Source organism: Streptococcus sanguinis (genome assembly GCF_050225395.1).
Taxonomy (GTDB): Bacteria; Bacillota; Bacilli; order Lactobacillales; family Streptococcaceae; genus Streptococcus.
Genome location: NZ_CP071431.1, coordinates 646470 through 672734 on the forward strand (window position 1 = coordinate 646470; position 26265 = coordinate 672734).

The window sequence follows — 26265 nt, forward strand, 5'->3', positions numbered from 1 at the left end:
AATCCCCTTTATTATAACAAAATTTATGGTAAAATAACTGATAGGAGGAGTCAAATGTTTCATAAAAGTAAGCTGATGTTTTGGACCAGTGAGGTCCTTTTGCTAACGATTATCTTCTTTATCTGGCGCCAGATGGGGGATATGGTAACCCCGATTGTTAGCGTTGTGAATACCATCTTGATTCCCTTTCTTGTGGGAGGATTTCTTTACTATATTACGAATCCGCTGGTGAAATTTCTCCAGGACAAGCTCAAAATCAACCGAATGATTGGGATTCTGATCACGCTCAGCCTTTTGTTTGGCTTAATTGCTTTGGGCGTTATTTACCTCTTGCCGATTTTGATTAATCAGCTGAGCAGTTTGATTAATTCAACGCAAGGACTTTATTGGGAAATTCAAAGTTTTGTTAATCAATTATCTAAAAATCCGCTCTTTCGAAATCTGAATATCCAGTCCACCATCCAGCAGCTCAATCTGTCTTATGTGGATATTCTGCAGAATATTCTCAACAGTGTGACCAACAGTCTGGGTAGTGTTCTGTCAGCAGTTGTCAACACGCTGATGATTTTGATTATGACGCCGATTTTCTTGGTTTACTTCCTCATGGACGGCCATAAGCTTTTGCCCATGCTGGAGCGGACAGTCCTCAAGCGCGATAAGCTCAATATCTCCAGCTTGCTGACCAATCTCAATGCTACTGTTGCCCGCTATATCAGTGGAATTTCAATCGATGCCCTGATTATCGGTGCTCTGGCCTATATTGGCTATAGTGTCATTGGACTCAAGTACGCTTTGGTCTTTGCTATTTTTTCCAGTCTGGCTAACCTGATTCCTTATGTAGGACCGAGTATCGGCTTGATTCCCATGGTCATTACGTATGCTTTTACCGATCCTCAGAAGATGGTGGCGGCCTTGATTTACATGCTGATTATCCAGCAGGTCGATGGCAATATCCTCTATCCCCGTATCGTTGGTGGTGTGATGAAGGTCCATCCTATTACCATCATGGTGCTCCTGCTCTTATCCAGCAATATCTATGGTGTGCTGGGGATGATTGTGGCAATCCCGACCTATTCTATTCTCAAAGAAATTGCTAAGTTCCTAGCAAATCTCTATGACAATCACAAGGAAGCCCAGCAGCAGAAGAAGAACGAAGAATTTGGGATTATTAATAAATAATGATGTATTTGGAATTCGATTGATTCCAGAGTCTCAAGACCAGAAAATAAGACGGAAGAAGAGCCTCCCGTCTTATTTTCATTTCCTGTGCACTAAATTTAAAAATATGATATAATCAGATTTACTTATACATTTCGAGGAGAAAGAATCAATGGAAGACCCTGGCAGTCAGAATATTTTATGGCAAGCCTTACTACTGTTTATATTGACTTTGTTAAATGCCTTTTTCTCAGCCGCTGAGATGGCAATGGTATCGCTCAATCGGGCGCGTGTGGAGCAAAAGGCTGAAGAGGGCGACCTCAAGTATATCCGGCTCTTAGCTGTCTTAGAAAGCCCCAATAACTTCTTATCAACCATCCAGGTTGGGATTACTGTTATCAATATCCTGTCTGGGGCCAGCTTTGCGGATAATCTGGGAAAACTTTTCTCTTCTTGGATGGGAAATTCCGAGACTGCACACGCTATCGGAACTTTCTTGGCCCTGATTTTGCTGACGTATATTTCCATTGTTTTGGGTGAGCTTTATCCCAAGCGCATTGCCATGAACCTGAAAGACAATCTAGCTGTGCGGGCTGCACCAGTCATTATCTTTCTTGGCAAGATTGTCAGCCCCTTCGTCTGGTTGTTGTCAGCTTCAACCAACCTGCTGAGCCGAATAACGCCGATGAAGTTTGATGATGCAGACGAAAAGATGACCCGGGATGAGATTGAGTATATGCTGACCAAGAGCGAAGAGACCTTGGATGCGGACGAGATTGAGATGCTGCAGGGGATTTTCTCTCTGGATGAGCTGATGGCGCGTGAACTGATGGTGCCGCGGACGGATGCCTTTATGGTGGACATTCAGGACGATACCAAAGAAATTATCGAAAGCATTCTCAAACAGAGCTTCTCGCGAATTCCCGTCTATGATGGGGATAAGGACAATGTTATCGGTCTGATTCATACCAAGCGACTGCTCAATGAAGGATTCGTCAATGGTTTTGACAATATCGTTCTGCGCAAGATCCTGCAGGAGCCGCTCTTTGTACCGGAAACCATGTTTGTCGATGATTTGCTCAAGGAGCTGCGCAACACGCAAAATCAAATGGCGATTCTCTTGGATGAGTATGGAGGTATGGCTGGTCTGGTCACACTAGAAGACCTCTTGGAGGAGATTGTCGGTGAGATCGACGATGAGACAGACAAGGCTGAAATCGAAGTCCATGAAATCGGTGAGAATACCTACATCGTATTAGGAACCATGACTCTCAATGACTTTAATGAATACTTTGAAGTTGAGATTGAAAGCGACGATGTGGATACGATAGCTGGTTATTACTTGACTTGTGTGGGGACTATTCCAGACCCGAAAGAGCGCATTAGCTATGAAGTAGAGAGTCAGAATAAGCAGCTCATTTTGACCAATGACAAGGTTAAAAATGGCCGTGTCACGAAGGTGAAGGTTGAAATTTCGGAACAAGTGGAAATTGATGAGGAAGCTAATAAATAGTTGACTCTTTATAAATCAAACAGGCTTTCTTATAAAGAAGGTCTGTTTTTGATTATCCCAATAAGCCGGTTTGTTTCATTGAGTCAGAGATGATCCAATAGTAAAATTGCGGAAAAGGTTCTATTTTTATGGTAAACTATATATAGAAAGACTTGGTATTTTGTATGATGAAACGCGTGAAATCTATTCTTTTATCACTGATTTGCCTTTCTTTGCTTGTAATAGGAGGTAAATTTTATATGGAACGAATGAAAGTGGATAATCTCTACCGGCATGGTTTTCAGCTCTATGAAGAACAAATCGCGACCTACCTAAAAGAACATTACAGCGGTATCAGTAAAATCGAATTTTCTCCTATTTTTAAAAGTGGAGGAGGAGGAGAAGGTTTTGTAAATGCTCGTATAGTTCCAGTAGTTTATGATAATTATGGTAATAAAGTATATTTGCGCAATGATGGCGTTTTAAAGATGGGTGTGGCAGATTATGAAATGACAGCTGGAATTGATTTGGATTTTAATGCCAATGATGGTTCAGAAATAATTTATTTACATAATAAGAAGAATGAATCTGTTAGTGTGGAAGGTTACCAGAATTTGCCAGATGGATTAAAATTGAATAAGGATGAAATTACTGATGAAAAGATGGATGCTTTTTCTCGTGAAGGGTATCTAAAAGGTGTAGAAAAAAATAGCTTAGGTAGTCCCAAAGCTGAGATTGTCTATAATTTAGAAATTAGACGTGTACAGGGGAGGGAGTTTTATGAATGGAAGTAACCCACCAATTTGGTAAGTTGGACTAGAAAGAAAAGGAGGTTTGTATGACTATACGAGTAAAATCTATTCTTTTATCTCTGTTTTGCGTTTTTGTACTTGTAATAGGAGGTAAATTTTATATAGACAGAATGAAAGTGGACAACCTCTACCGGCATGGTTTTCAGCTCTATGAAGAACAAATCGCAACCTACCTAAAAGAGCATTACAGCGGTATCAGTAAAATCGAATTTTCTCCGATTTTTAAAAGTGGAGGAAGGGGGGAAGGTTTTGTCCACGCTCGTATAATTCCAGTAGTTTATGATACTTATGGTAATAAAGTCTATCTTCGAAATGATGGAACTATTGATACTTTAGTTCCTAATTATGTTTTGACTTCTGGAATTGAATTGGATTTTAATGTCAATGATGGTTCAGAAATTATATATTTATATAATGAAAAAAACGAATCTATTGAAGTAGGACAATATCAACATCTCCCGGAACACTTAAAATTGAAGACGTATAAGAGTACTGATGCTATAATTACTGCCTATTCACAAAAAGGATCGCTAAAAGGAGTAGAAAAAAATAGTTCAGGCAGTCCCAAGGCTAAGATCGTCTATAATTTGGAAATTAGACGAATTGATGAAAGAGAGTTGGATAAATGGCAATAAAACACTAATTTATTTAGGAAAAGATACATATGAAAAATTTTCCATATGATTAATTGAGTTCTTGTTATTTGTTCTTCTCTTTTTTGTGGTAAAATTAATATATAAAGAAAAGGAGGTTTGTATGTCTAAACGAACAAAATCTATTCTTTTATCTTTGCTTTGTTTTTTTGTACTTGTGATAGGAGGTAAGTTTTATATGGACAGAATGAAAGTGGATAATCTCTACCGGCATGGTTTTCAGCTCTATGAGGAACAAATCGCGACTTATCTAAAGGAGCATTATAGCGGTATCAGTAAAATCGAATTTTCTCCCATTTTTATTACTGGTGGAAAGGGAGAAAGTTTTTTACAAGGCCGTGTAGTTCCAGTAGTTTATGATAGTTATGGAAATAAAGTCTATCTCAGAAATGATGGTTTTGTTGAGAAGGTTCTTGTGGATTATAAGATGGTATTTGGGACTGATTTGGCTTTTAATGTTAATGATGGCTCGGAAATTATTAATCTAAGAGATGATAAAAGAAGACACAATAGTGTTATTTGGGGGCAACCTCTACCTGAAAATTTGAAATGGGTAGACCACGAGACAACAGATGAATCGATGGAAGCTTTTTCTCATGAGGGATATCTTAAAGGTGTAGAAAAGAATGACCAAGGTAGTCCCAAAGTTGAGATTAGTTATAATTTAGAAATTCAACGAATTGATGAAAGAGACTTGGATAAATGGAAGTAACACATAGGGATATTCAGATTCTTCAAGAAGATACTAAATATTATGCTACACACCCATCAAAGACGTTTATTGAGAATCCTGATACAGGCCAACAATTTCAAATCATTGACCGAGTGGAGGGGGTAACTCAGGCTATTGCAGTAGCTCCCTTGGATGCTAATGGGGAGCCCATTGTTTCCCAGACCATTGTGACAGTCGCAGGAACCCAGCCAGTTTTTGCCAACCTTATCAGTTCAGACCATTGGGCATCAACCAGCAATGCATTCGGGGGTGCTTATGGGGATGGAATGACAGCTCAGCATGAGGATATTGAAGCTTTTTATCAGCGTGTCCAGAAGATTACAGAAGTAGGTGACAAGAAGCTAAACCAGCCAGTCAGGATTTATGCCATGAGTGGTTTTAGTCAGTCAGCGACTCCAGTTGTCAAGGTAGCAGCGGACCATAATGTCCCTATGGTCGTCAATTATACAGACTGGGGTGCTCAGGCTGCTCTTGATAAGGGGAACTTTACTTCCAGTGATTTAGCCTATATCAATCGACATGTCACCACCTATGATGCTAATACGAAAGATACTACGATAATGGATAGCAATGGTGGACGGATTCCATATGCTAATATTATTTCACGTGAAGGAACGCAAGGACTGCATTCGCCTGCAGAAGATCACAACCCTGCGGCATTCTATATTATTGGCAATAAACTGGATACAGATAAGTATGCTAAGAGGGGTGAGTTTGTATCAGGAATGACCCCAGAGCAGGTGCGTAGAGTTGCTAAAATCAGAGCTGAACAGTCGCCTATCTGGGACAAGCATGATGAGGCTTACTATGTTCATGAATACTACGAAAAGTTCCCGCCTAAGATTGGCAATATGCTAGATTTGGACTGGTATGCCAAAAAGGGAGAGTTTTTTGTTGGTATGACGGAGAAGCAGGTACGCAAAGCCGCTAAAATTAAAGCGGAACAGTCACCATTCTGGGACAAGCATGATGAAGAATACTATGTTAAAGAGTATAAAAAGATATATGGTGAATTTATACCTGAGGCTAGATATAAGCGTTTATTGACCATTAATCGTGCGATTGAGACAATTTCTTTGGCTCAGTCTGGTTTTTCAAGTGCTAGTGGGAGCCAGCTGGTTTATCTACGAAAAGATCTTGTGACTGCAGTTGCGGATTTAGCTGAACAGCAAGGAGCAGAGTTTGAAGAGCTAATCAAGCAAAAATTGAGCGAATATAAGCAAAATATTGAAAACATGGTGACATCACTCCGATTGATAGCTTATGGTAGCAGAATCTATTTATCGGATGACGAGTTGGAATCGCTCTTGTCTCAATTTACATTGGAGACTTGTTGGGATAGTGGGGTTGAAGAAGCAACGCTAAGTGAGGCGGCTTCTTACAAACAAAAATTGGATATTTTTGGTTCTAATATACGCCAAGCAGCTGATAGACTCGAAGAAGTAGATCGTCAAGGAAGTATACAGTTTAGTAGCAAGTAGGAGGAACTATGGTAAATCTCAGAAGAATAGAATTAACAGCGAATAATAATCTTGTTGAACTAATGAAGGCTCAAGAACGGGAGATGATCGATGCTCTGATTCAATCGGAGAAATCTAAGGTTACAGCGCAGTCTAGTCTTTTAGCTGCTTGGTTGGCTGAGCAAAAGCTACAGATGTCTGATTTTGCTACTGCTACTCTCAATAACAGTCTAAAGGGTGGATTTTCTGGGAATGCTGCGACAGCTGCGACAAATTATCTAACAAATATCCCACAACCAAATCTGCAAAACCCTATTAAATGAGGTCTGCTATGGAACGGATATTCAGGCTAGAAGAGAAATATAAGCAAGAATTAAAGAAAATAGAGCAAGTTGAAGAAGTACTGGATTCTATGAGATTAGATGCTCGGAGAAAGACGGATTTATTGAGTGAACAATTGCTTTACTATTCTAGAAATCATTCAACTGATGAGATATATCGAGCAGTTAGTAAGATGAATGACAATATGGAACAATTTGATTTGTCTTTCAGAAAATTTTTTGACGCACTTAGTGAAGAGAGGGAAGAAATAACCGCTAAATATCGGAAAGACTTAGAACGATTGGAGGAGGAATATTATAAAAGAAGGAAAGCTGAGAATTCTCAAGTATAGACTGTAAAAATGCCATATATCAATGCAGTATAAAAAAGTGATATTTAATGTCAGCCTTTTAAGTTTCTTTCAAGTTTTTTATAAGTCTGTCTTAAGTTTCTGGGATTATACTAATACCATCAAAATAGAAATGAGGACAGTCCAATGACATCTAAAGTTACCCTATATGATAAGCAAGTATTGACATTCTCACAGGCGCAAAAGTAGGAAAGGAAGTAATACGAATCAGTAACGTTTAAAAAGCAGCAGAAGCCCTTAACTAATTTTTTCATATAAATCTCCTAAAACAAGTAAAAAAAATTTTGAGGCTCTTTGTTGATCCAAAACAAAGCAGACTTAGACTACTCATAAAAAGAAACCACCTCTGCCAGCTGGAAGACAGGGGTGGTTTTGTGGTCTGGATGGAACTCAAGGTTATTCTTTCTGACGCTTAGCAAAATCCACAAAGCGAAATTTGTCGAGCTTGTGGCGGCTCTCGGTATATTGAAACTGGCGGCCGTCTGCCAGATAGACCTGAGATTTGACAGAGACAACCTGCTGGTCCTTGCCTAGGTCCATGAGAATCTTGTCTCGGTCATTGGCGTGGTCAATGGTAAATTCCTTCTTGGCATAGGCAATGTTGAGCTTTAAATCATTTTCCAAATAGGCATAAATGGACTGCTCACCGATTTCCCTTGTCAAGTCAGGTACGATGCCTTTGTCTAAATAGTCAATATCTAAGACAGAGGCGACTTGGTCTACAACGCGCTGACGGACGATTCGCCAAACCAGTCGGTAGGGAGGGAAGCCAGTGATGTCGGACAATTTCTGGTCCACGGTAATTTTTTCCAAGCTGACAACATTGGTTTTGGACTGCATATTATTCTGCTTGACTACTTCTTGATAGCTGGTCAGCTTAGACACAGGAAAGTCGAACTGTTCCTGCTTGATGACTTTGGAACCCTGTCCGCGGACCTTTTCAATCAATCCTTCTTCCTGCAACAGAGCCAGAGCCTTGCGCACCGTGTCGCGGCTGACCTTGTAGTCTTCTGTCAGCTGATGCTCGCTGGGCAAGAAGTCTCCGACAGCATAACGCTCGTCTAAAATATCTTTCTCAATCTGTTTGAATAATTGTTTGTATTTCTTCATCATAAACTCCACTTGTTTTCTTTTTTACATACAACCTAGAAAATTTTATCAAAAATAAGGGCTTTTTTCAACAAACAACTTGCATACATCTTTGAAATCGATTACAATGATTTGTAGAGATGTGTTGAAAAACTAACTCGTAAAAAATATAAGGAGAGTGCTGGATTCTCATTCAGCCAGTAGTCAAATGGGAAAATTTGAGAAGGAAGCCAAAGATCTGCTTGATGCAATCGGCGGCAAAGAGAATGTCACAGCAGTTAGCCATTGTGCAACGCGGATGCGATTTGTACTTGGCGACGATAAAAAGGCCAACGTCAAGGCCATTGAGGCAATCCCAGTGGTCAAGGGAACTTTCACAAATGCTGGGCAATTCCAAGTCATCATTGGAAATGATGTGCCAATCTTTTACAATGACTTCACTGCTGTATCAGGTATTGAGGGAGTATCAAAAGAAGCAGCCAAGTCTGCTGCTAAGAGCAAGCAAAATCCCCTTCAGCGGGTTATGGCCACTCTGGCGGAAATTTTCACCCCTATCATTCCAGCCTTGATTGTCGGAGGGTTAATCCTTGGCTTCCGCAATGTCCTTGAAGGCGTTCATTGGTCTATGTTGGATGGGAAAACAATCACAGAGGTATCCAAATTCTGGTCTGGCATCAACCATTTCTTGTGGCTTCCAGGAGAAGCAATTTTCCAATTCCTGCCAGTTGGAATCACTTGGTCTGTTTCTCGTAAAATGGGAACTAGCCAAATTCTTGGTATTGTCTTGGGGATCTGTTTGGTGTCCCCACAATTGCTGAATGCTTATTCAGTAGCATCGACACCAGCAGCTGAAATCGCTAAGGACTGGGTTTGGGATTTCGGTTTCTTCACTGTCAATCGTGTTGGTTACCAAGCTCAGGTTATTCCGGCACTTTTAGCAGGTTTATCTCTATCTTATCTGGAAATCTTTTGGCGTAAACATATTCCAGAAGTAGTGTCTATGATTTTTGTGCCATTCTTATCATTGATTCCTGCTCTGATTCTGGCTCATACTGTCTTGGGTCCTATCGGTTGGACAATCGGTCAGGGACTTTCAACAGTTGTACTTGCAGGTTTAACTGGCCCTGTTAAATGGCTCTTTGGCGCAGTATTTGGTGCTCTTTATGCTCCATTTGTTATCACAGGTCTTCACCATATGACCAATGCCATTGATACTCAGTTGGTAGCGGATGCCGGTGGTACTGGTCTTTGGCCAATGATTGCTCTGTCCAATATTGCTCAAGGTTCAGCTGTATTTGCTTATTACCTTATGAAACGCCATGATGAGCGGGAAGCGCAAATTTCCCTGCCTGCAACCATTTCAGCTTACCTTGGTGTTACTGAGCCTGCTCTCTTCGGGGTCAACGTCAAGTACGTTTATCCATTTGTTGCGGGAATGATTGGTTCGTCTATTGCGGGTCTGCTTTCTGTAACCTTTAATATAACAGCAAATGCCATTGGTATTGGTGGTTTACCAGGTATCCTTTCTATCCAGGCAAAATATATGATTCCATTTGCAGGAGTTATGCTTGTAGCAATCCTTGTACCAATGTTCCTGACTTTCTTTTTCCACAAGACAGGCTTCTTGACGAAGACAGAGGAAGATCCAGAATTGCAGGCAGAGTTTGCAGCTCAGGAAGAGGCTGAATTTGCCGGGCCATCCAAAGCCGAGTCATCTCCAGAGGTGAAAGCAGCTGATTCATCAGCTCCTGTAACGATTACTAGTCCGCTGGCAGGAGAAGTCAAAGAATTGAGTCAGGCAACAGATCCTGTCTTTGCACAAGGTTTGATGGGGCGTGGAGTTGTCATTGTTCCTAGCCAAGGTGAGTTGGTTTCACCAGTCAATGGTAGAGTAACAGTCTTCTTCCCAACCAAGCATGCCATCGGCATCTTGTCAGATGAAGGTGTTGAAATCCTGATGCATATCGGAATGGACACTGTTAATCTGGAGGGCAAAGGATTTGAAGGTTATGTGTCTCAGGGAGATAAGGTCAAGGTTGGCGACAAGCTCATTTCCTTTGATATAGACATGATCAAGAAAGCGGGCTATGTAACGGAAACACCAGTCATCATTACGAACTCAGACAAGTATCAGGTGGAGGAGCTTGAACAACTTCCTCAGGCAGTTGAGCGAGGAAGTCAGTTGATGGCAGCTAATCCACTTTAAAGAAAAATGAAATGACTTATAGAAAGGGACGGTGCTTTAAAATCTGTCCCTTTTCTCAAAAAAGGAGAAAATATGACACTTGATAAAACAAAGGTTGTCTACCAAATTTATCCAAAATCTTTTAAAGACACAACTGGCAACGGTTTGGGAGATTTTCGCGGGATTATTGAAAAACTTCCTTACCTGAAAGAGCTGGGAGTGGATATGATCTGGCTCAATCCTTTCTATCCGAGTCCGCAACGGGACAATGGTTATGATATTTCTGACTATACTGCGGTTGATCCTATCTTTGGAGATATGGCGGATTTTGAAGAGATGGTCAAGGTCGGCCAGCAGCATGGTATTGACTTTATGCTGGATATGGTTCTCAATCATTGCTCGATTGAGCATGATTGGTTCCAAAAGGCACTGGCTGGGGATTCCTACTATCAGGACTTCTTTATCCTGCGGGATGAGCCGACGGACTGGCTGTCCAAGTTTGGTGGAAGTGCCTGGGCGCCATTTGGCGATACGGGCAAATATTATCTGCATCTCTATGATGTCACTCAAGCTGATCTTAACTGGCGCAATCCCAATGTTCGTCAAGAACTCTTCAAGGTGGTGAATTTTTGGCGGGACAAGGGCGTCAAAGGCTTCCGCTTTGATGTCATCAATGTGATCGGTAAAGATGAAGTGCTGACGGACTGTCCAGAGCAGGAGGGCAAGCCTGCCTATACTGATAAGCCAATCGTCCATGACTATCTGCGTATGATGAACGAAGCAACCTTTGGGCAGGACGATTCCTTTATGACGGTTGGTGAAATGAGTGCTACGACGATTGAAAACTGTATCCTTTACACCGCTCCAGACCGGCAGGAGCTATCCATGGCTTTTAATTTCCATCATCTCAAGGTGGACTATGAAGCTGGACAGAAATGGACGCTTAAGGCTTTTGACTTTGAAGAGTTAAAACGCCTCTTCCACACTTGGGGGAAGGAAATGAGCAATCATGATGGCTGGTCAGCTCTCTTTTGGAACAACCATGATCAGCCGCGAGCTCTCAACCGCTTCGTCGATGTAGAGAATTTCCGCAATGAAGGAGCGACCATGTTGGCAGCCAGTATTCATCTGTCTCGCGGGACGCCTTATATCTACATGGGTGAGGAGATTGGCATGGTGGATCCTGACTATGACTCCATGGAAGATTATGTGGATGTCGAGTCTCTCAATGCTTACCAGAGTCTGCTTGCTGAAGGTCAATCGCCAGAAGCAGCCTTCAGGATCATCAAGGCTAAATCTCGTGATAATTCTCGAACGCCTATGCAGTGGGATGATTCAGTCAATGCAGGTTTTACAACAGGAACTCCATGGCTGAAGGCGGGCAAATCCTATCCTCTCATCAATGTGGAAAATGAAATCAAGGGACCGATCTTTACCTTTTATCAGAAATTGATTGCCCTGCGTAAGGAACTGCCTATCATCGCAGAGGGCAGCTATCAGCCAGCCTATGAGGACAGTCCCCAGATCTATGCATTTGAGCGGGAGTGGCGAGGGCAAAAGCTTTTGGTCCTTAACAATTTTTATGCTGATCCGATTACGGTGGACATCCTACCAGACTATCAAAGCGGTCAGGTTCTCCTATCCAATTACGGCAAGACTCGGATTGACCATGTGATGACCCTGCAGCCTTACGAAACCGTGGCTATCTTAGTAGGTGAAAACTAAAGTCTCGAAAGAATCTGGAAATGTTTCTAGATTCTTTTTTTCTGTGTTGGGCAAGCCTAGACAAGTATTTTTCTGAAGTGAGAGAAACTAATACAGAATTTTAAGAAAGCCTTTGCAAAATTTGATTCTTTTCTTTATAATAAAAATTAAATAGGATAATATACATTTATACAGAAAAGGAGAAGTTCATGAAAAAACAAGTTTCTTACAGGCAGCTCTTTCCCACAGCGGTTTTGCTAGCTGCTTTTCTGTCCATGCTTTTTTCTGTCCAATTGGCCGGAGCAGAAGAAGCGGTAAGTTCGTCGACTTCAGAGGCGGCTGCTCTTACAGAGAATCCGGCCGTAAGCGGTGCGTCTGTTGCCAGTCAAGCGGAGAGTCCAGCTGCAGACCCCGGAGAGTCAAGGCCAGCTTCTACAGAGACAGTGGAAAAGGCAGACCAAGCCCCTGCTACAGCACAAGCCGCGGCTAGCGGACCAGAAGTTGTGTCCAATGTAGGAACCATTCAGGGAGAATCACAAGCCTCTCCCTATGAGGACAAAGAGGTTCAAGTTTCCAATGTAGTTGTGACGAAAACAGACCGTTATGGTTTTTATGTTCAAGATGTGATTCCTGATGGAAATAGCAGGACTTCTGATGCTCTTTATGTGGTTTCTAAAGAAAAAGTCGATGTCGGTGATAAACTTAGTCTTGAAGGACGCGTCAAAGAAGGCTACATGGAAGAGCTCAGCGTTCGTCAGGGGCAAACTTTCAACAAGCCCAGTGGTAGTTTGACAGTTACCATGCTGATGGCTTCCAAGGTGACCAAGGAAGGGAAAACTGACTTACCTGCTCCAGTAGACATCGTGGCTAATATGCCTCAGGATACGGTCGATAATGATATTAATAATTATCAGCCTCAAAGTGAAGCACTGGACTACTGGGAAAGTTTGGAAGGAATGTTGACGACGGTGAAGAGGCCCCGCGTTTTAGGCCCGCAGTACCGTGGAGACATTTATCTCTTACCTGAAGGCTACCAAGCCTTGCCATTAAACAATATCGGAGGTCTCAATCTTCGTCCAAACGCTCAAAATACAGCAACCATTCCAGTCTATGTTGGCAATAAATTTATTGCCAAGGCCAAGGATTATTTCAATGGTGATGTGGTCGGAGTTGTGACCTATCGTGGGAAGATTTATAAGTTGGAGCCGACTCAGCTGCCTGATTTAGTAGACGGGGGCTTGCAAAGACAGGTCTCTCCTATCTATCCAAGCGAGGACAAGCTGACTATCGCTTCCTACAATATCGAGAATTTTTCTGCTAATGCTAAAAAAGGTGAAACACCTGAGGAAAAAGTGACTAGAATCGCTAATTCCTTCATCAATGAAATCCATAGTCCAGATATCATCACGCTCATCGAGGTTCAAGATGAGAATGGCAGTGTCAATGACGGAACGACCAGCGGTGTCAAAAGCGGTGAGAAACTAGCGGCCCGCATCAAAGAACTGGGTGGAAAAACTTACAAGTACACTGAAGTTGCCCCACTTGACGGTCAAGATGGCGGCAAGCCTGGCTCCAATATCCGCGTGGCTTTTCTCTACGATCCAAATCGTGTAAAATTAGTTGAGAAAGATGCTGGTAATAGTGATGAAGCAGCTAGCTTCTCTGGTGGCCATTTGGTTAAGAATCCTGCCCGAATCGAACCGACCAATCCAGCCTTTACCAAGGTTCGTAAATCCTTGGCAGCTGAGTTTGAATTCAAGGGACAGCATATCGTCGTTATCGCCAATCATTTGAAGTCCAAGATTGGGGATGATGCCGTTTATGGCTCCGCTCAGCCAGCAGTTCAACATACGCAGGCAGCCCGGATAGAGCAGGCTAAAATTTTAAATAGCTTTGTTCAGGAAGGACTGAGACAAAATCCTAACCTTAAGTTTGTACTGACTGGTGATTTTAACGATTTTGAATTTTCCGAAACGGCTAAAGCACTGGCGGGTAATGAATTGATTAATCTCATGCAGGAGCATGATGCGGCTGACCGTTATTCTTATTTCTACCGCGGTAGCAACCAAAGCTTGGATAACATTTTTATTTCGAAGAACCTGGCAGGCAAGGCAGTCTTTGCGCCTGTCCATATCAATGCCTCTTTCATGGAGGAACATGGCAGAGCTTCAGACCATGATCCAGTAGTGGTGCAGCTGGACTTTTCTAAGGATGTTGCAGCTTCGTCTTCTGACAGCTCCCAACCGTCTCAATCAACTGGACAATCCTCTGTAGCAGCAGAACAAGGAGCTCCGTCTCAGACCAATTCTCCATCGTCCAATCAAACTGGACAAGGTCAGACTGCTGGCAGCAAGAAGAAGGGACTCCCGCAGACCGGCCAAAATAACAGTGGCTGGACAGTTTTGGGATTGACCATGCTAATGTTTGCTTTTACTCTCAAAAAGAGAAGCAGAAATTAACTAAAATCAATTTAAAAAGTGAAATCAGGGTGGAATAAAGATTTTGCCCTGATTTTTTTGCCTACTGCTTTCGCCCTAAAGTTTTATCTGTTGTAAAACACTGAAAATGAAACTGAAAAACAGTTTGTTTTCTAAAAAATAGGCAAATTAAGTCTATTTTTGCTTTAATCATGTTATAATGTAGTTAGTTATAAAACGTTTTCAGAGTTAAGAGGTTGCGTGATGGTTGAAGAGAAAATTGAAGAAGCAGTTGATTATGGAAAGGTAACGGGCATGGTCCACTCCACCGAAAGTTTTGGAGCTGTTGATGGACCGGGTATCCGTTTTATTGTTTTTTTGCAGGGCTGCCATATGCGTTGCCAGTATTGCCATAATCCGGATACTTGGGAGATGGAGACCAACAAATCTCAGTTGCGAACGGTGGATGATGTTTTACAAGAAGCTCTCCGTTATAAGGGTTTCTGGGGCAATAAAGGCGGCATCACCGTCAGTGGAGGAGAAGCCTTGCTGCAGATTGATTTTCTGATTGCCCTCTTTACCAAGGCTAAGGAGCTGGGCATCCACTGTACTTTGGATACCTGTGCCCTGCCTTTTAGAAATACGCCTCGCTATCTGAAAAAATTTGACAAGCTTATGGCAGTGACGGATTTAGTCTTGCTAGATATCAAAGAGATTAACGAAGAACAGCACAAAATTGTGACCAGCCAGACCAACAAGAATATCTTGGCTTGTGCCAAGTACTTGTCTGACATTGGAAAGCCAGTCTGGATTCGTCACGTCTTGGTTCCGGGATTGACCGACCGTGATGATGACCTGATTGAGCTAGGTAAATTTGTAAAGACGCTGAAGAATGTTGATAAGTTTGAAATTCTACCTTACCATACCATGGGAGAATTCAAATGGCGGGAGTTGGGTATCCCTTACAAGCTGGAAGGTGTTAAGCCTCCGACAGCTGATCGGGTCAAGAATGCTAAGGAACTCATGCAGACGGAGTCCTATACAGAGTATATGAATCGGGTGCATAATAGCTAATCTACTTTGAGTATGAATAAATGGGCTGGTGGGCTAACCAGTCCATTTTTCTTAAGAAAATGTCCTTCTGCTTTTGTGAAATGCCTGTAATTATGGTAAAATAAATGCAATAAGTTTATATAAAAGAAGAGGTTTATCATGTCTAAAATTTTAGTTTTCGGTCATCAAAATCCTGATTCAGATGCTATCGGTTCATCTTACGCTTTTGCTTATTTGGCTCGCGAAGCTTATGGCTTGGATACAGAAGCTGTTGCTCTGGGTGAGCCTAATGAAGAAACAGCCTTTGTATTGGATTATTTTGGCGTGGCTGCGCCGCGCGTGATTACATCTGCCAAGGCAGAAGGGGCTGAGCAAGTCATCTTGACAGACCACAATGAATTCCAGCAGTCTGTGGCAGATATTGCTGAAGTTGAAGTTTATGGCGTGGTGGACCACCACCGTGTTGCTAACTTTGAAACAGCTAGTCCGCTTTACATGCGCTTGGAGCCAGTGGGATCTGCTTCCTCTATTGTTTACCGTATGTTCAAGGAGCACGGCGTAGAAGTTCCAAAAGAAATTGCAGGATTGATGCTGTCTGGTTTGATCTCTGATACTCTCTTGCTTAAGTCACCAACAACTCATCCAACTGATAAGGTCATTGCACCAGAATTGGCTGAGCTGGCTGGTGTCAACTTGGAAGAGTATGGTTTGGCAATGCTTAAGGCAGGTACAAACTTGGCTAGCAAGTCTGCAGAAGAATTGATCGACATCGATGCTAAAACGTTTGAACTGAATGGAAATAATGTGCGTGTGGCACAGGTCAACACAGTTGATATTGCAGAAGTTTTGGAGCGTCAAGTAGAAATCGAAGCGGCTATTGAAAAAGCAATCGCTGATAATGGCTACTCTGACTTTGTCTTGATGATCACAGATATTATCAACTCAGACTCAGAGATTCTGGCTATCGGAAGCAATATGGATAAGGTCGAAGCAGCCTTTAACTTTGTTCTTGAAAACAACCATGCTTTCCTTGCAGGCGCTGTTTCTCGTAAGAAGCAAGTGGTGCCTCAACTAACAGAAAGTTTTAATGCTTAAAGAGCTCATTTGAGGAAATAAGTTACTAGAAGGGGCTATTCCCCTCATACCTAAAAGGAGTCTTGACTCCTTTTTTGATGGGTGAGAAAAATGAAGATTCAAGATTTACAAGATGGAGATTTGATTTTTACAGTCGGATCTTCAGAAATTGCAGCAGCCATCCGAGCAGCAACTGGTTCATATAGTCATGTGGCCATCTTTTTTAATGGTGAGATTTATCATGCAACCCATGAGAATGGTGTTGTCAATCAAGATTTGTCTGATTTTTTACAAGATGAGGATGTTTATGACGTGTACTGCTATCCAGCTATTGAAGCAGAAGCAGTCTTTAAAAGGGCCAAATTACATCTAGGAAAGCCATACAATTTCAGCTTCTATCCGCAGTCCGATGGTTTTTACTGTTCGGAGTATATTGCGGAAATTTTGCCGATTTTTGATACGATTCCCATGCAGTTTGGTGATGAGAAAAATCTGATTTCTGATTTTTGGCAGGAATATTATCGGGACTTGGGCTTAGTGGTTCTCCTAGGTCAGCCTGGAACGAATCCTAGCCAGTTGGCTCAGTCAAGAAAACTCATCTACAAAGGAGAACTCCATGATTAAAATCATCAATCCCAGCCGTTTGATGTGCCAGCCTTTTTTTAAGGAGCTGATTGATTATTTGGATCAGCATGAGGCAGTGATTCTGCGGGAGATTAAGAGAGACTTTGAGAGTGTGGCCAACATTGACCGCTCGATAGAGGAGTTTATCAAGGCTGGCTACATCAAGCGAGAGAACAAGCGATATTATCTGACCTTGCCACTTTTGGAAAGTTTGGAGACTGTGAGTTTGGATCAGGAAATCTTTATCCGTGATGATAGTCCGCTCTATCAGGAACTGTTAGAGCTGCGCTTTGAGACTCAGCTTTCCAATCAGACCAATGCGGCTGTTTTGCTGGAAGAGACAGATTTTCAGCGGGATAAGCTGACCTTGGCAAATTATTTTTACAAGATGCAGCGCCAATATCCGCTGTCTGAGGCACAAAAGCCCCTCTATGCTGTCTTAGGCGATGTCAATCCAGAGTATGCACTCAAGTATATGACGACCTTTCTTCTCAAGTATGTCCGCAAGGATGAGCTCATGCAGAAGCGGCGGGACATTTTTGTCGATAGCCTAGTAATCTTGGGCTATATCCGGCAAAACGAAGCAGGCAAGTATGAGTTACAGGCCAGCTTTGATAAGGAGAGATTGACTTTCCAGCTGGACTGATTTTCTCATAGAATGAGCAGAATATTTGACCTTTGAAAAGAAAAAACTTATACTACTGTAAACGGTATCAGAAACCGTAAAAAAGAATGGAGGCAAAATTATGTCACTAGAAAATAAATTCGATCAAGCTAAAGGCGCTGTTAAAGAAGGCGTGGGCAAAGTTACAGGCGATAACAAGACTGAAGCAGAAGGCTTTGTAGAAAAAACAGTTGCTAAAGCCAAAGAAGTTGCAGAAGATGCTAAAGGAGCTGTAGAAGGTGCCGTTGAAGGTATCAAAAACAGCTTGGATAAATAAAAAACAATCAGTCGATTATTCGGCTGATTATTTTTTTTTGCTGATACATAAGGTAGAGGAAGTAGGGGGCTCCAATAATGGAAATCAAAATGCCTGTCGGGACGGAGCTTCCGATGAGGAAGGTTCTTGTGATCGTATCTGCTCCTGTCATGATAAAGGCACCTAGTAGCATAGCGGCTGGAAAGAGTAAGCGATGATCGCTAGGCAGGAATCGTTTGCTGATATGGCTAGCCAACATACCGATGAATACAATATTTCCAGCTAGAGATAGGCTAAAGGCGACGAGAGCACTGGCCAATAGTAGGGTTATCTGCCGCTCTCTTTTTAGATGAAGCCCCAGGCCTAGAGCTGTTTCATCATTTAGACTGAGGATATTGAGCTTGTGGGAATGCAGATAGGTCAGCAGCCAGAATAAAAGCAAAAAGGGGCCAGCAATAGCTAGACTTTCCCAGTTATTACCCGTAATCTTACCAGCTAGCCAGCTAACCACATAGGTCAGTTTGTTCTGATTGACACGGCCGGTGATGGCAATCATACTAGAAGACAGGATGGTTGACAAGGTCACGCCAGCGATAATGAGCTTGACGGGGCTTATAGCATGGCCTTTTTGATGTGAGATCAGGTAAATAAGAGCTACAGTCAGCATACCGCCAAAGGTTGCGATAAAGGGAAGATAGCGAATATAGAAAGGATTGGTCACTTCTAGCTTGCTGATAGCAAGAGTAATAATAACACCAGCTCCGGCATTGATTCCCAAGGTTCCTGAATCAGCAAGTGGGTTTCGGGTAAAGGTCTGCAGCAGTACACCGCTCATCCCTAGCGAAGCTCCTGCTAGAAGGCAGACCAGAATTCGAGGCAAGCGGATCTGCTCCATGATAAAGGCGCTGCCATCATCTCCCTGCCCCAGCAGATATCGAAAAGCTTCTCCGACATTAAATTCCTGATCGCCTGATGATAGAGACAGTAGGAAAATTAGGGAAGTCAGGAGGCTGAGGCTTACTAGAACCAAAAGAATCCGTTTTTTATCTCTCATAGAAGGCCCCCTTTCTCATCAGCCACAGGAAGATTGGCAGTGTAACGAGACTGATAATAGAGCTAAGAGGCAAACCGACCATATAACTCGCAGAAAAATCACAAATCAGTAGAAATAGCGCTCCTGTTAGCATCGTCAGTGGCAAGATTTTCTGGTAGTTCTTTCCGCTGATGGTTTTGACAAAGTGTGGAATAATCAGTCCGACGAGGGCTAGGCTTCCTACTAGGGCAACAGCTGCCGCTGATAACAGTAGAACAAGGCTTAGAAAGATTAGGGTCATATGAGTCGTTCGCTGGCCTAAGCCCTTGGCTACTGTTTCATTGAGGCTGAGAATGGTTAGTTGGTGAGAAAATAGCTGAGCCAGTAAGAGGCCTAATAAGATAAAGGGAGCAATGATTTGCAGCATTTTCCAATTGGTTCCTAGAAGCCCTCCAGCCTGCCAACCGATGACAGCATTCGTCAGGTTGAGGTAAATGGTCAAGCCTTGTCCGATAGCAGTCAGGAGTGTTGTTACCATGGCACCGGATAAGACGAGACGTAGTTGCTCAAAACCTTTTCTAGGATGGTAGGAGAGGCTAAAAACCAGAATACTGGCTAGACAGGCTCCTGCAAGTGAGAGCAGGAGGATGCTACTGTAGTGTATACTCTTAGAAAAGGCATAACCGCAGATGAGCGCTAGGCCAGCTCCAGAGTTGATTCCCAAAAGTCCCGGATCAGCAATAGCATTGCGGGTTATCCCCTGCATGATGGCTCCTGAAACGGCCAAGCTAGCTCCGACTAGCAGAGCTGCAATTCCTCTAGGTAAGCGCAGATCTATGATGATGTTCTGGGCTGGACTTTCCTTGAAAGGATGGCTCAGTGTTTCTATCAGTTGCTGATGGGAGTAGCTGGGAATGCCAAAGCGCAGGTAGAGATAGAGTCCGCTAATCAGCAGGAGAATGAGGGCGAAAAAAACAAGCCAAAAAATATTTGGCCTATTTTTTTGAGTGAAGAGTGAATGAAGCGTCATCTGGTATCCTTTATATTGTCGAAAATAAAATAGCTGTCATGAGATATATCGCTTACTAGCAATGTTTTTTCACTAGTCTGAGTTCCTGCAAGGAATGCCCTAGTTCATTTTTTCAAGGCCATCTTGAATGGTTTTGAGTTCGTATTCAAGTGTCAATGGATCGTTGAAATAAAAGGCATTGGCATCCACTTTTAAGATATGGTTCTGTTGGACAGCGGGAATGGATTTCCAAACATCGCTTTCGTAAAGAGCACTGCCCGTTTTATCATCTTCAGCTGCAACCAGGACATAATCGCCAATGTACTCACTCACTGTTTCTTGGCTGACTTGCAAGTAGCCACTTGGGAATACTTCATCCTTCACCTTTTGTGGAGCCTCAAATCCTAGAGATTTGTAAATAACTTCTCCGCCTCGTCCCCAGTTGTTACCGAAGAGATAGATTTCCTTTTCATATAGCCCGACAACGGTGAAAGTGACATTTTGTCCCAGCTTTTCTTTTAACTGTTTGCCAATATCAGCTGTTTTGCTCTTCCAATCGGCAATCCATTGATCAGCTTCTTTTTCCTTACCAAAGATTTGGCCAAAGCGATTCAGGATTTCTAAATAGTCATTTTTTCCATAATCAATGGCAATAGTTGGAGCGATTTTCTTTAGTTCATCGATATTTTTGTCACTAGCATCTACCACGATAAGGTCTGGCTTTTGCTTGGCGATAGACTCTAAATCTTCTGGCATCAGGACCTTGGCATTTTTGACTTTTTCCTTGAGGACAGGATTTTTAGCATCATAGGATGTTACAGTGACAGGGTCGAAGCCTAGTTGCAGCAGATAGCCGGTGTAGGTTGAGGAGAGACTGGCGATGCGTTTTGGATTTTTAGGAATATCACCGTAGTAGTGGAATCCGTCAATCTTGGGCTTGCTGGATAGCTCTACCTTGTCTGAAGAGGCAGAGTTTTCAGATTTAGATGAGCTGCCGCAGGCGACTAAAAGGAAGATGGTGACAGTAAGGGTAGCAAATGATAAAAACTTTTTCATTTTTTCCTCCAATTCTATAAAAAGTTTAGAAGCTGTATCCACGAAGAAGATATGGGAAACTTATCTATGAAGGCATTGCTTATTTAAGGAGTTGATAGCTGAGGCAGAGCGGCTTATCCTGAATAGGATCCCGAATAATCTGGGCTTCAATCTGAAAAATGTCTCTCAGAATATCCGAAGTCATGACCTGCTCAACACTTCCTTGATATCGGATATGCCCATTTTTCATAGCGATCAGCTGATGGGAGAAGCGGGCAGCCAAGTTGATGTCATGCAGAACCATGATAATGGTTTTTCCGCTGAGTCGGTTGAGGTCATTCAGCAACTCCAAGATTTCCAGCTGATGATTCATATCCAGATAGGTGGTCGGCTCGTCCAGAAAAATAGTCTCTGTATCTTGAGCTAAGGCCATAGCAATCCAGACGCGCTGGCGCTGACCTCCAGACAAATCATCCACTTGCCAGTCCGAAAATTCGCTGACTTGAGTTGCTTCCATAGCCCAGCAGATTTTTTCCCGATCTTCTATACTGATTCGCCCCAAGCCAGTTTGATGCGGAAAGCGGCCATAAGAGACCAGATCATAGACGGTGATGCCATCGGTCGCCTCCATGGTTTGGGGCAGCAAGGCAATCTTTTGCGCCACCTCCTTGGTCGGCAGTAGGGCGATGGACTGTCCATCCAGAGTTATGCTGCCAGCTTTTGTCGGCAAAATACGGGTAAAAGCCTTGAGAAGCGTGGATTTACCGCAGCCATTGCTACCGATAATAGTTGTAATCTTTCCCTCGGCGAGTTGGCAGTCCAGTCCGTCAATAATAACCTTTTGATCGTAGGCGACCTGGATACTTGCTGCAGAGATAGTGGACATAGACTTCCTTTCTGTCTGATTCTTCTATCAGAATTTCAATTTTTATTATATCATAAAATTTTTTCTAAAAAATAGTTTTCTGACAATTTAATAAAAATAAAATAAAAAAGTTTTATAAAATTGTAAATAATAAAAATTTAAGCTTTTCATGCTAAGATAGAAATATTAAAAAGGACCTGCAATGATGATATGAATTTACAGGTGGTGAAAGGAAAAATGATGAAATTATTGACAAACCTACGCCCCTCTAAGCCTTTGAAAGAGCTGAGGTGGTTTGATATTGTTGTGATTACTCTGCTCATGTTTGGGCAGTTTATTTACCGCTCAACGGAGCTTTATTTAGCTAGCTTTGCGCCAGCTTCCAGCTCAGGAGCGACTGAAACGGTGACCAATACAGCCAGCGAGGGAGCAGCTTTTTCTAGCAATTTCAATTTTCAGCTACTGATGCTGGTCTTGACCATTCTTTATCTATTGCTTCGGCGCTTTGACTTTAAGCAGCTTCCCATCCGTATGAGCTGGTCGGTTCTCCTCTGGACTCCACTTATTTTTGTAGCAGTAGGGTTCTTTGGTGACATTGTGACGACACTGAGCGGCGAGTATAATTACTTTGATCCAACTCTCTGGTCTTATGTAGATGTTCTGGAAATCTTCCGGAAATTTGCTGAACTGACACCTATGGCCATCCTCTACGGACTTCTCAATGGTTTCTATGAGGAATTCTTCTTTCTGGGGCTTATGACCTCTGTTAGGGATAAGTATAAGTGGTGGGCTCTGGCCTACTCTACTATCATTCGGATTTCTTTCCACACCTATCAGGGCATGCTGTGGGCCTTGGTTATCGGAGTGGTGTACGGTCTCTTTTACTATTTCCTTTACAAGTACAAGGTCAAGAACCTCTTGCCTTTCTTTCTCATGCACGCCTTGGCGGATATGTTTGGCTCCAGCTTGATGTACGTTCTGATTAAATGGCGGTGATTTTTACAAAACGACAATAAAAAGGCGATATGCTCGCCTTTTTTCTTATAAATACTTTTCTGCAAGTGCATAGTCTCCTAGATAGGCTACTTTTTCTCCTTCTACGATTTGGTAAGCATCCGCTCCTTTACCGGCCAGAATGACGGCATCTCCCTCTCGGTCTGTCAGGCTGAGAGCTTTTTTGATGGCTTCCTCTCGGTCGGCTATTTTTTCCACTGGATAGGAGATGTAAGATGCGATTTCCTCCGCAATGGCTAGAGGGTCTTCATAGTTGGGGTCGTCCGCGGTTAAGATAACGGTCAGCTCAGGATGCTGATTAAGTAGGCGACCGAAGTCTTTGCGCCGGCTTTCACCCTTGTTGCCTGTAGCACCTAAGAGAAGAATAATCTTGCCCTTTTGGTGTTCCTCTACGACAGACAGCAGGTTGCTTAGGCTGACGCCATTGTGAGCATAGTCAACGAAGATCTTGGCGCCATTTTTCTGAGTCAGAACTTCCATACGGCCTGGGACTCGGGTTGCGGCAATTCCTTTTTTGATGTCTTTGAGGCTAGCACCCAGACGCAGACAGGCAAGACCAGCCGCTACTGCATTTTCTTGATTGAAGCGGCCGATGAGCTGGATATCGTAGTGGCCAGCTAACTTACCAGTCGCTTCAAAGCTGAAAGCCTGAGAATCCGTGATAGTGTTACTAGAGCCTGCTCCATAGAAATCATGTTCCAAACAGGCGACTTGCTCTTTCACTATTTGGAAATGGTCCATGCCGCTATTCACGATAACTGCTCGGCTATTATCCATCAAAAGCCGTTTATTGTAGAAGTAATCTTCAAAGGTTGGATGCTCAATAGGGCCGATATGGTCTGGGCTGATATTAAGAAAGACACCGACATCAAAGGTTAGGCCATAGACCCTTTTCTTGAGATAAGCCTGACTGGAAACTTCCATGATGAGATGAGTCCGATCATTAGCAAGGGCTTGGGCCATCATTGTAATAAGGTCCAGACTCTCTGGTGTAGTCAGAGTTGACTTGAAGAAAGTCTCGCCATCCAAAGTGGTATTCATAGTTGAGAGCAGGGCAGGGTGATGACTTTGGGAAAGGATTTGATAGGCAAAATAAGCTGTAGTTGTCTTACCCTTGGTGCCAGTAAAGGCCAGCAGTTTGAGCTTTTTCTCAGGATGGCCGTAAAATTCCATGGCTAAGAGACTCATGGCTTGCTTGACATCGTTGACCAAAAGGACCGGAATGCCCACTTGAAAGTCTGTCTCGCTGATATAAAAGCGTAGGCCAGCTGAGACGGCTTTTTCTAGAAATTCTTTCTTAAAAGCCTCACCCTTGACAAAAAAGAGGGTAGAGGCATCTGCTTCCCTGCTGTCATAACTGATACTATCGAAAGTCAAGCCGCTATAGGAGAAGAAGTATTCTCCGTCTTTAACAATATCACGAAAATTATGGTCTTCTTTTAAAATATCTAATACGGTTTCAATTTTAATCATAAATCTATTGTAAACCTTATGGCTGGGTTTTACAAGAGGCAAGGAAAAGTTTATAATAAAAGAAGAATAAATAGAAGAGGTTTTCTATGAGCCAAGAAACAACAAGCCAGCAGCAGCAGATGCTGCGGGGAACTGCCTGGCTAACTGCCAGCAATTTTATCAGTCGTCTTCTGGGTGCCATCTATATCATACCTTGGTATATCTGGATGGGCAAACACGGCGCCGAGGCCAACGGCCTTTTTACTATGGGTTATAATATCTATGCCTGGTTTTTACTGATTTCTACAGCCGGCGTGCCAGTGGCAGTAGCCAAGCAGGTAGCTAAGTACAATACCATTGACAAGGAAGAGCACAGTTTCACTCTCATCCGAGAGTTTCTCAAGTTTATGCTGCTTTTGGGAGCTGTCTTTGCAGTGATTATGTACCTGCTCTCACCAGTTTTCGCTTCTATGTCTGGCGGTGGTTCAGACTTGGTGCCAGTCATGCAGAGTCTGTCTTTGGCTGTTTTGATATTCCCATCGATGAGTGTTATCCGAGGTTTTTTCCAAGGTTTTAACAATCTCAAGCCTTATGCCATCAGTCAGATTGCGGAGCAGGTCATTCGGGTTATCTGGATGCTGCTGACAGCCTTTTTCATCATGAAAATCGGTTCTGGCAACTATGTAGAAGCGGTTACCCAGTCTACCTTCGCCGCCTTTATCGGCATGTTGGCTAGCATGGCTGTCTTAGCCTTCTATCTCTGGAAGACAGGTATGCTGACTTCTATCCTTCATAAGCCTGCTAATGCAGGGGAGATTAATGGCCGTGCCCTCCTCTGGGATACCATTCGTGAAGCCATTCCTTTCATTATCACAGGATCTGCCATTCAGCTTTTTCAGATTATTGACCAAGCTACCTTTATCCATGTCATGGGTTGGATTAGCAAGTACAGCAAGTCCGAGCTCTTGGTTCAGTTTGCCTACTTCTCAGCCAATCCTAATAAAATTACCATGATTTTAATTGCAGTGGCTACTTCTATCGGTGGTGTCGGGATTCCTCTCTTGACCGAGAACTATGTCAAAGGTGATTTTCGCTCGGCTGCCCGCTTGGTGCAGGATAATCTTAGTATGCTAATTTTCTTTATCTTGCCAGCAACCATTGGTGCTGTTTTGGTAGCGGAACCTCTGTATACTTTTTTCTATGGCAAGCCAGACGGCTTAGCGCTGGGACTTTTCATCTTTGCTATGCTGCAGACCATTATCCTCAGTCTATATACGGTGTTGGCTCCGATGATTCAGGCCCTCTTCCAAAATCGAAAAGCTATTATTTACTTCCTCTATGGAGTGGGAGTCAAGTTGGTGCTGCAAGTACCCTTGATTTATATTTTTAAAGCTTATGGTCCTCTTCTTGCGACGACAGTTGGCTTGATTATCCCAATCCTGCTCATGTATCAGGAAATTCGCAAGGTAACTGGTCTGAATCCTAAGAACCTCTTTAAGCGGAGTCTCCTGTCAGTGATTCTGACGGTTCTGATGACCATCTTTGTCTTGGTGGCAGAACTTCTCATTGGCCTCTTCCTCCATCCTAGTGGACGGATTTCCAGTTTTGTCTATATAGCTCTGATTGGCGGTATCGGCCTCGCTGTTTATGGCGGACTGGCACTCAAAGTTCGTCTTATGGATCGCTTTATCGGTTCAAAAGCGGCTAGTCTGCGACGACGCTTTCATATCTATTAAAAAGCCGCAGGGCTTTTTAATTTTTATCTTTACTATGTCTAAAACATTAACATTAT

24 protein-coding genes are annotated in these 26265 nt (G+C 42.8%); 18 read left to right on the forward strand and 6 right to left on the reverse strand.

The features are described 5' to 3' along the window. Positions 1–54: 54 nt before the first annotated feature. From J1C81_RS03295 to J1C81_RS03330, 8 genes are all read left to right on the forward strand, one after another. Positions 55–1179, forward strand: coding sequence for an AI-2E family transporter (locus J1C81_RS03295; RefSeq protein WP_002914572.1), 1125 nt, complete (start codon positions 55–57; stop codon positions 1177–1179). 151 nt (positions 1180–1330) lie between these two features. Further along, positions 1331–2671, forward strand: a complete 1341-nt coding sequence (locus J1C81_RS03300) for a hemolysin family protein (protein WP_002914573.1) — start codon at positions 1331–1333, stop codon at positions 2669–2671. A gap of 164 nt (positions 2672–2835) precedes the next feature. Continuing rightward, positions 2836–3444 carry a hypothetical protein gene (locus tag J1C81_RS03305; protein ID WP_002914574.1) on the forward strand — a complete coding sequence of 203 codons (609 nt, stop codon included), beginning with the start codon at positions 2836–2838 and terminating at the stop codon, positions 3442–3444. 44 nt (positions 3445–3488) lie between these two features. Beyond that, positions 3489–4097, forward strand: a complete 609-nt coding sequence (locus J1C81_RS03310) for a hypothetical protein (protein WP_002914575.1) — start codon at positions 3489–3491, stop codon at positions 4095–4097. A 121-nt stretch (positions 4098–4218) separates the two neighbouring features. Continuing rightward, positions 4219–4827, forward strand: a complete 609-nt coding sequence (locus tag J1C81_RS03315) for a hypothetical protein (protein ID WP_032909671.1) — start codon at positions 4219–4221, stop codon at positions 4825–4827. After that, positions 4818–6329, forward strand: coding sequence for a hypothetical protein (locus tag J1C81_RS03320; RefSeq protein ID WP_002914578.1), 1512 nt, complete (start codon positions 4818–4820; stop codon positions 6327–6329). Before J1C81_RS03315 ends, J1C81_RS03320 begins: the two co-directional genes overlap by 10 nt. A gap of 8 nt (positions 6330–6337) precedes the next feature. Further along, positions 6338–6631: a hypothetical protein gene (locus J1C81_RS03325; RefSeq protein ID WP_002914579.1), complete on the forward strand. Its 294-nt coding sequence runs from the start codon at positions 6338–6340 to the stop codon at positions 6629–6631. A gap of 8 nt (positions 6632–6639) precedes the next feature. Further along, positions 6640–6981 carry a hypothetical protein gene (locus J1C81_RS03330; protein ID WP_235787733.1) on the forward strand — a complete coding sequence of 114 codons (342 nt, stop codon included), beginning with the start codon at positions 6640–6642 and terminating at the stop codon, positions 6979–6981. Positions 6982–7395: 414 nt separating this feature from the next. Here the strand turns inward: J1C81_RS03330 and treR are convergent, their stop codons facing one another. Further along, on the reverse strand, positions 7396–8109 hold the full coding sequence (gene treR, locus J1C81_RS03335; RefSeq protein WP_032909672.1) for a trehalose operon repressor: 714 nt from the start codon (positions 8107–8109) through the stop codon (positions 7396–7398). 187 nt (positions 8110–8296) lie between these two features. Between treR and treP the strand changes: the two genes are divergently transcribed. From treP to J1C81_RS03375, 8 genes are all read left to right on the forward strand, one after another. Next, positions 8297–10294 carry a PTS system trehalose-specific EIIBC component gene (gene treP / locus J1C81_RS03340; RefSeq protein WP_002914582.1) on the forward strand — a complete coding sequence of 666 codons (1998 nt, stop codon included), beginning with the start codon at positions 8297–8299 and terminating at the stop codon, positions 10292–10294. A 72-nt stretch (positions 10295–10366) separates the two neighbouring features. After that, positions 10367–11998, forward strand: coding sequence for an alpha,alpha-phosphotrehalase (gene treC, locus J1C81_RS03345; RefSeq protein WP_002914583.1), 1632 nt, complete (start codon positions 10367–10369; stop codon positions 11996–11998). Between the two features lie 188 nt (positions 11999–12186). Then, the gene (locus tag J1C81_RS03350; RefSeq protein WP_002914584.1) at positions 12187–14436 is read left to right on the forward strand and encodes an endonuclease/exonuclease/phosphatase family protein; all 2250 of its coding nucleotides are present in this window, start codon (positions 12187–12189) and stop codon (positions 14434–14436) included. Positions 14437–14658: 222 nt separating this feature from the next. Further along, complete coding sequence (gene pflA, locus J1C81_RS03355; protein ID WP_002905907.1) at positions 14659–15468, forward strand: pyruvate formate-lyase-activating protein; 810 nt, start codon at positions 14659–14661, stop codon at positions 15466–15468. A 138-nt stretch (positions 15469–15606) separates the two neighbouring features. Further along, entirely contained in the window at positions 15607–16542 is a 936-nt protein-coding gene (locus J1C81_RS03360) for a manganese-dependent inorganic pyrophosphatase (RefSeq protein ID WP_002914586.1), read from the forward strand. A 90-nt stretch (positions 16543–16632) separates the two neighbouring features. Further along, the gene (locus J1C81_RS03365) at positions 16633–17145 is read left to right on the forward strand and encodes a YiiX/YebB-like N1pC/P60 family cysteine hydrolase (RefSeq protein ID WP_002914587.1); all 513 of its coding nucleotides are present in this window, start codon (positions 16633–16635) and stop codon (positions 17143–17145) included. Continuing rightward, entirely contained in the window at positions 17138–17791 is a 654-nt protein-coding gene (locus tag J1C81_RS03370; RefSeq protein ID WP_002914588.1) for a DUF1803 domain-containing protein, read from the forward strand. Before J1C81_RS03365 ends, J1C81_RS03370 begins: the two co-directional genes overlap by 8 nt. A 100-nt stretch (positions 17792–17891) precedes the next feature. Next, positions 17892–18086 (forward strand): CsbD family protein, encoded by a 195-nt coding sequence (locus J1C81_RS03375; protein ID WP_002914590.1) that lies wholly within the window; start codon positions 17892–17894, stop codon positions 18084–18086. Positions 18087–18093: 7 nt separating this feature from the next. On the opposite strand, the gene J1C81_RS03380 is transcribed toward J1C81_RS03375, so the two are convergent. The 4 genes from J1C81_RS03380 to J1C81_RS03395 form a co-directional block, all read right to left on the reverse strand. Next, positions 18094–19119, reverse strand: a complete 1026-nt coding sequence (locus tag J1C81_RS03380) for a FecCD family ABC transporter permease (protein WP_002914591.1) — start codon at positions 19117–19119, stop codon at positions 18094–18096. Then, on the reverse strand, positions 19109–20128 hold the full coding sequence (locus tag J1C81_RS03385; RefSeq protein ID WP_002914592.1) for a FecCD family ABC transporter permease: 1020 nt from the start codon (positions 20126–20128) through the stop codon (positions 19109–19111). Before J1C81_RS03385 ends, J1C81_RS03380 begins: the two co-directional genes overlap by 11 nt. Before the next feature lie 99 nt (positions 20129–20227). Further along, on the reverse strand, positions 20228–21163 hold the full coding sequence (locus tag J1C81_RS03390; RefSeq protein WP_032909673.1) for an iron-hydroxamate ABC transporter substrate-binding protein: 936 nt from the start codon (positions 21161–21163) through the stop codon (positions 20228–20230). 79 nt (positions 21164–21242) lie between these two features. Next, positions 21243–22028, reverse strand: coding sequence for an ABC transporter ATP-binding protein (locus J1C81_RS03395; RefSeq protein ID WP_002914596.1), 786 nt, complete (start codon positions 22026–22028; stop codon positions 21243–21245). A 219-nt stretch (positions 22029–22247) separates the two neighbouring features. Here J1C81_RS03395 and J1C81_RS03400 point away from each other — a divergent pair, with 219 nt between their 5' ends. Then, on the forward strand, positions 22248–23003 hold the full coding sequence (locus J1C81_RS03400) for a CPBP family intramembrane glutamic endopeptidase (RefSeq protein WP_032909674.1): 756 nt from the start codon (positions 22248–22250) through the stop codon (positions 23001–23003). 45 nt (positions 23004–23048) lie between these two features. Here J1C81_RS03400 and J1C81_RS03405 read toward each other — a convergent pair whose 3' ends face one another. After that, a complete protein-coding gene (locus J1C81_RS03405) occupies positions 23049–24494 on the reverse strand; it encodes a UDP-N-acetylmuramoyl-L-alanyl-D-glutamate--L-lysine ligase (protein ID WP_002914598.1) in 1446 nt (481 codons plus the stop codon). An 86-nt stretch (positions 24495–24580) separates the two neighbouring features. Here J1C81_RS03405 and J1C81_RS03410 point away from each other — a divergent pair, with 86 nt between their 5' ends. Next, complete coding sequence (locus J1C81_RS03410; RefSeq protein ID WP_002914599.1) at positions 24581–26209, forward strand: putative polysaccharide biosynthesis protein; 1629 nt, start codon at positions 24581–24583, stop codon at positions 26207–26209. The last annotated feature ends 56 nt before the right edge of the window (positions 26210–26265 follow it).

Coding starts and splice junctions, on each gene's coding strand:
- J1C81_RS03295 (WP_002914572.1), top strand. CDS start 55: ATGTTTCATAAAAGTAAGCTGATGTTTTGGACCAGTGAGGTCCTTTTG.
- J1C81_RS03300 (WP_002914573.1), top strand. CDS start 1,331: ATGGAAGACCCTGGCAGTCAGAATATTTTATGGCAAGCCTTACTACTG.
- J1C81_RS03305 (WP_002914574.1), top strand. CDS start 2,836: ATGATGAAACGCGTGAAATCTATTCTTTTATCACTGATTTGCCTTTCT.
- J1C81_RS03310 (WP_002914575.1), top strand. CDS start 3,489: ATGACTATACGAGTAAAATCTATTCTTTTATCTCTGTTTTGCGTTTTT.
- J1C81_RS03315 (WP_032909671.1), top strand. CDS start 4,219: ATGTCTAAACGAACAAAATCTATTCTTTTATCTTTGCTTTGTTTTTTT.
- J1C81_RS03320 (WP_002914578.1), top strand. CDS start 4,818: ATGGAAGTAACACATAGGGATATTCAGATTCTTCAAGAAGATACTAAA.
- J1C81_RS03325 (WP_002914579.1), top strand. CDS start 6,338: ATGGTAAATCTCAGAAGAATAGAATTAACAGCGAATAATAATCTTGTT.
- J1C81_RS03330 (WP_235787733.1), top strand. CDS start 6,640: ATGGAACGGATATTCAGGCTAGAAGAGAAATATAAGCAAGAATTAAAG.
- treR (WP_032909672.1), bottom strand. CDS start 8,109: ATGAAGAAATACAAACAATTATTCAAACAGATTGAGAAAGATATTTTA.
- treP (WP_002914582.1), top strand. CDS start 8,297: ATGGGAAAATTTGAGAAGGAAGCCAAAGATCTGCTTGATGCAATCGGC.
- treC (WP_002914583.1), top strand. CDS start 10,367: ATGACACTTGATAAAACAAAGGTTGTCTACCAAATTTATCCAAAATCT.
- J1C81_RS03350 (WP_002914584.1), top strand. CDS start 12,187: ATGAAAAAACAAGTTTCTTACAGGCAGCTCTTTCCCACAGCGGTTTTG.
- pflA (WP_002905907.1), top strand. CDS start 14,659: ATGGTTGAAGAGAAAATTGAAGAAGCAGTTGATTATGGAAAGGTAACG.
- J1C81_RS03360 (WP_002914586.1), top strand. CDS start 15,607: ATGTCTAAAATTTTAGTTTTCGGTCATCAAAATCCTGATTCAGATGCT.
- J1C81_RS03365 (WP_002914587.1), top strand. CDS start 16,633: ATGAAGATTCAAGATTTACAAGATGGAGATTTGATTTTTACAGTCGGA.
- J1C81_RS03370 (WP_002914588.1), top strand. CDS start 17,138: ATGATTAAAATCATCAATCCCAGCCGTTTGATGTGCCAGCCTTTTTTT.
- J1C81_RS03375 (WP_002914590.1), top strand. CDS start 17,892: ATGTCACTAGAAAATAAATTCGATCAAGCTAAAGGCGCTGTTAAAGAA.
- J1C81_RS03380 (WP_002914591.1), bottom strand. CDS start 19,119: ATGAGAGATAAAAAACGGATTCTTTTGGTTCTAGTAAGCCTCAGCCTC.
- J1C81_RS03385 (WP_002914592.1), bottom strand. CDS start 20,128: ATGACGCTTCATTCACTCTTCACTCAAAAAAATAGGCCAAATATTTTT.
- J1C81_RS03390 (WP_032909673.1), bottom strand. CDS start 21,163: ATGAAAAAGTTTTTATCATTTGCTACCCTTACTGTCACCATCTTCCTT.
- J1C81_RS03395 (WP_002914596.1), bottom strand. CDS start 22,028: ATGTCCACTATCTCTGCAGCAAGTATCCAGGTCGCCTACGATCAAAAG.
- J1C81_RS03400 (WP_032909674.1), top strand. CDS start 22,248: ATGAAATTATTGACAAACCTACGCCCCTCTAAGCCTTTGAAAGAGCTG.
- J1C81_RS03405 (WP_002914598.1), bottom strand. CDS start 24,494: ATGATTAAAATTGAAACCGTATTAGATATTTTAAAAGAAGACCATAAT.
- J1C81_RS03410 (WP_002914599.1), top strand. CDS start 24,581: ATGAGCCAAGAAACAACAAGCCAGCAGCAGCAGATGCTGCGGGGAACT.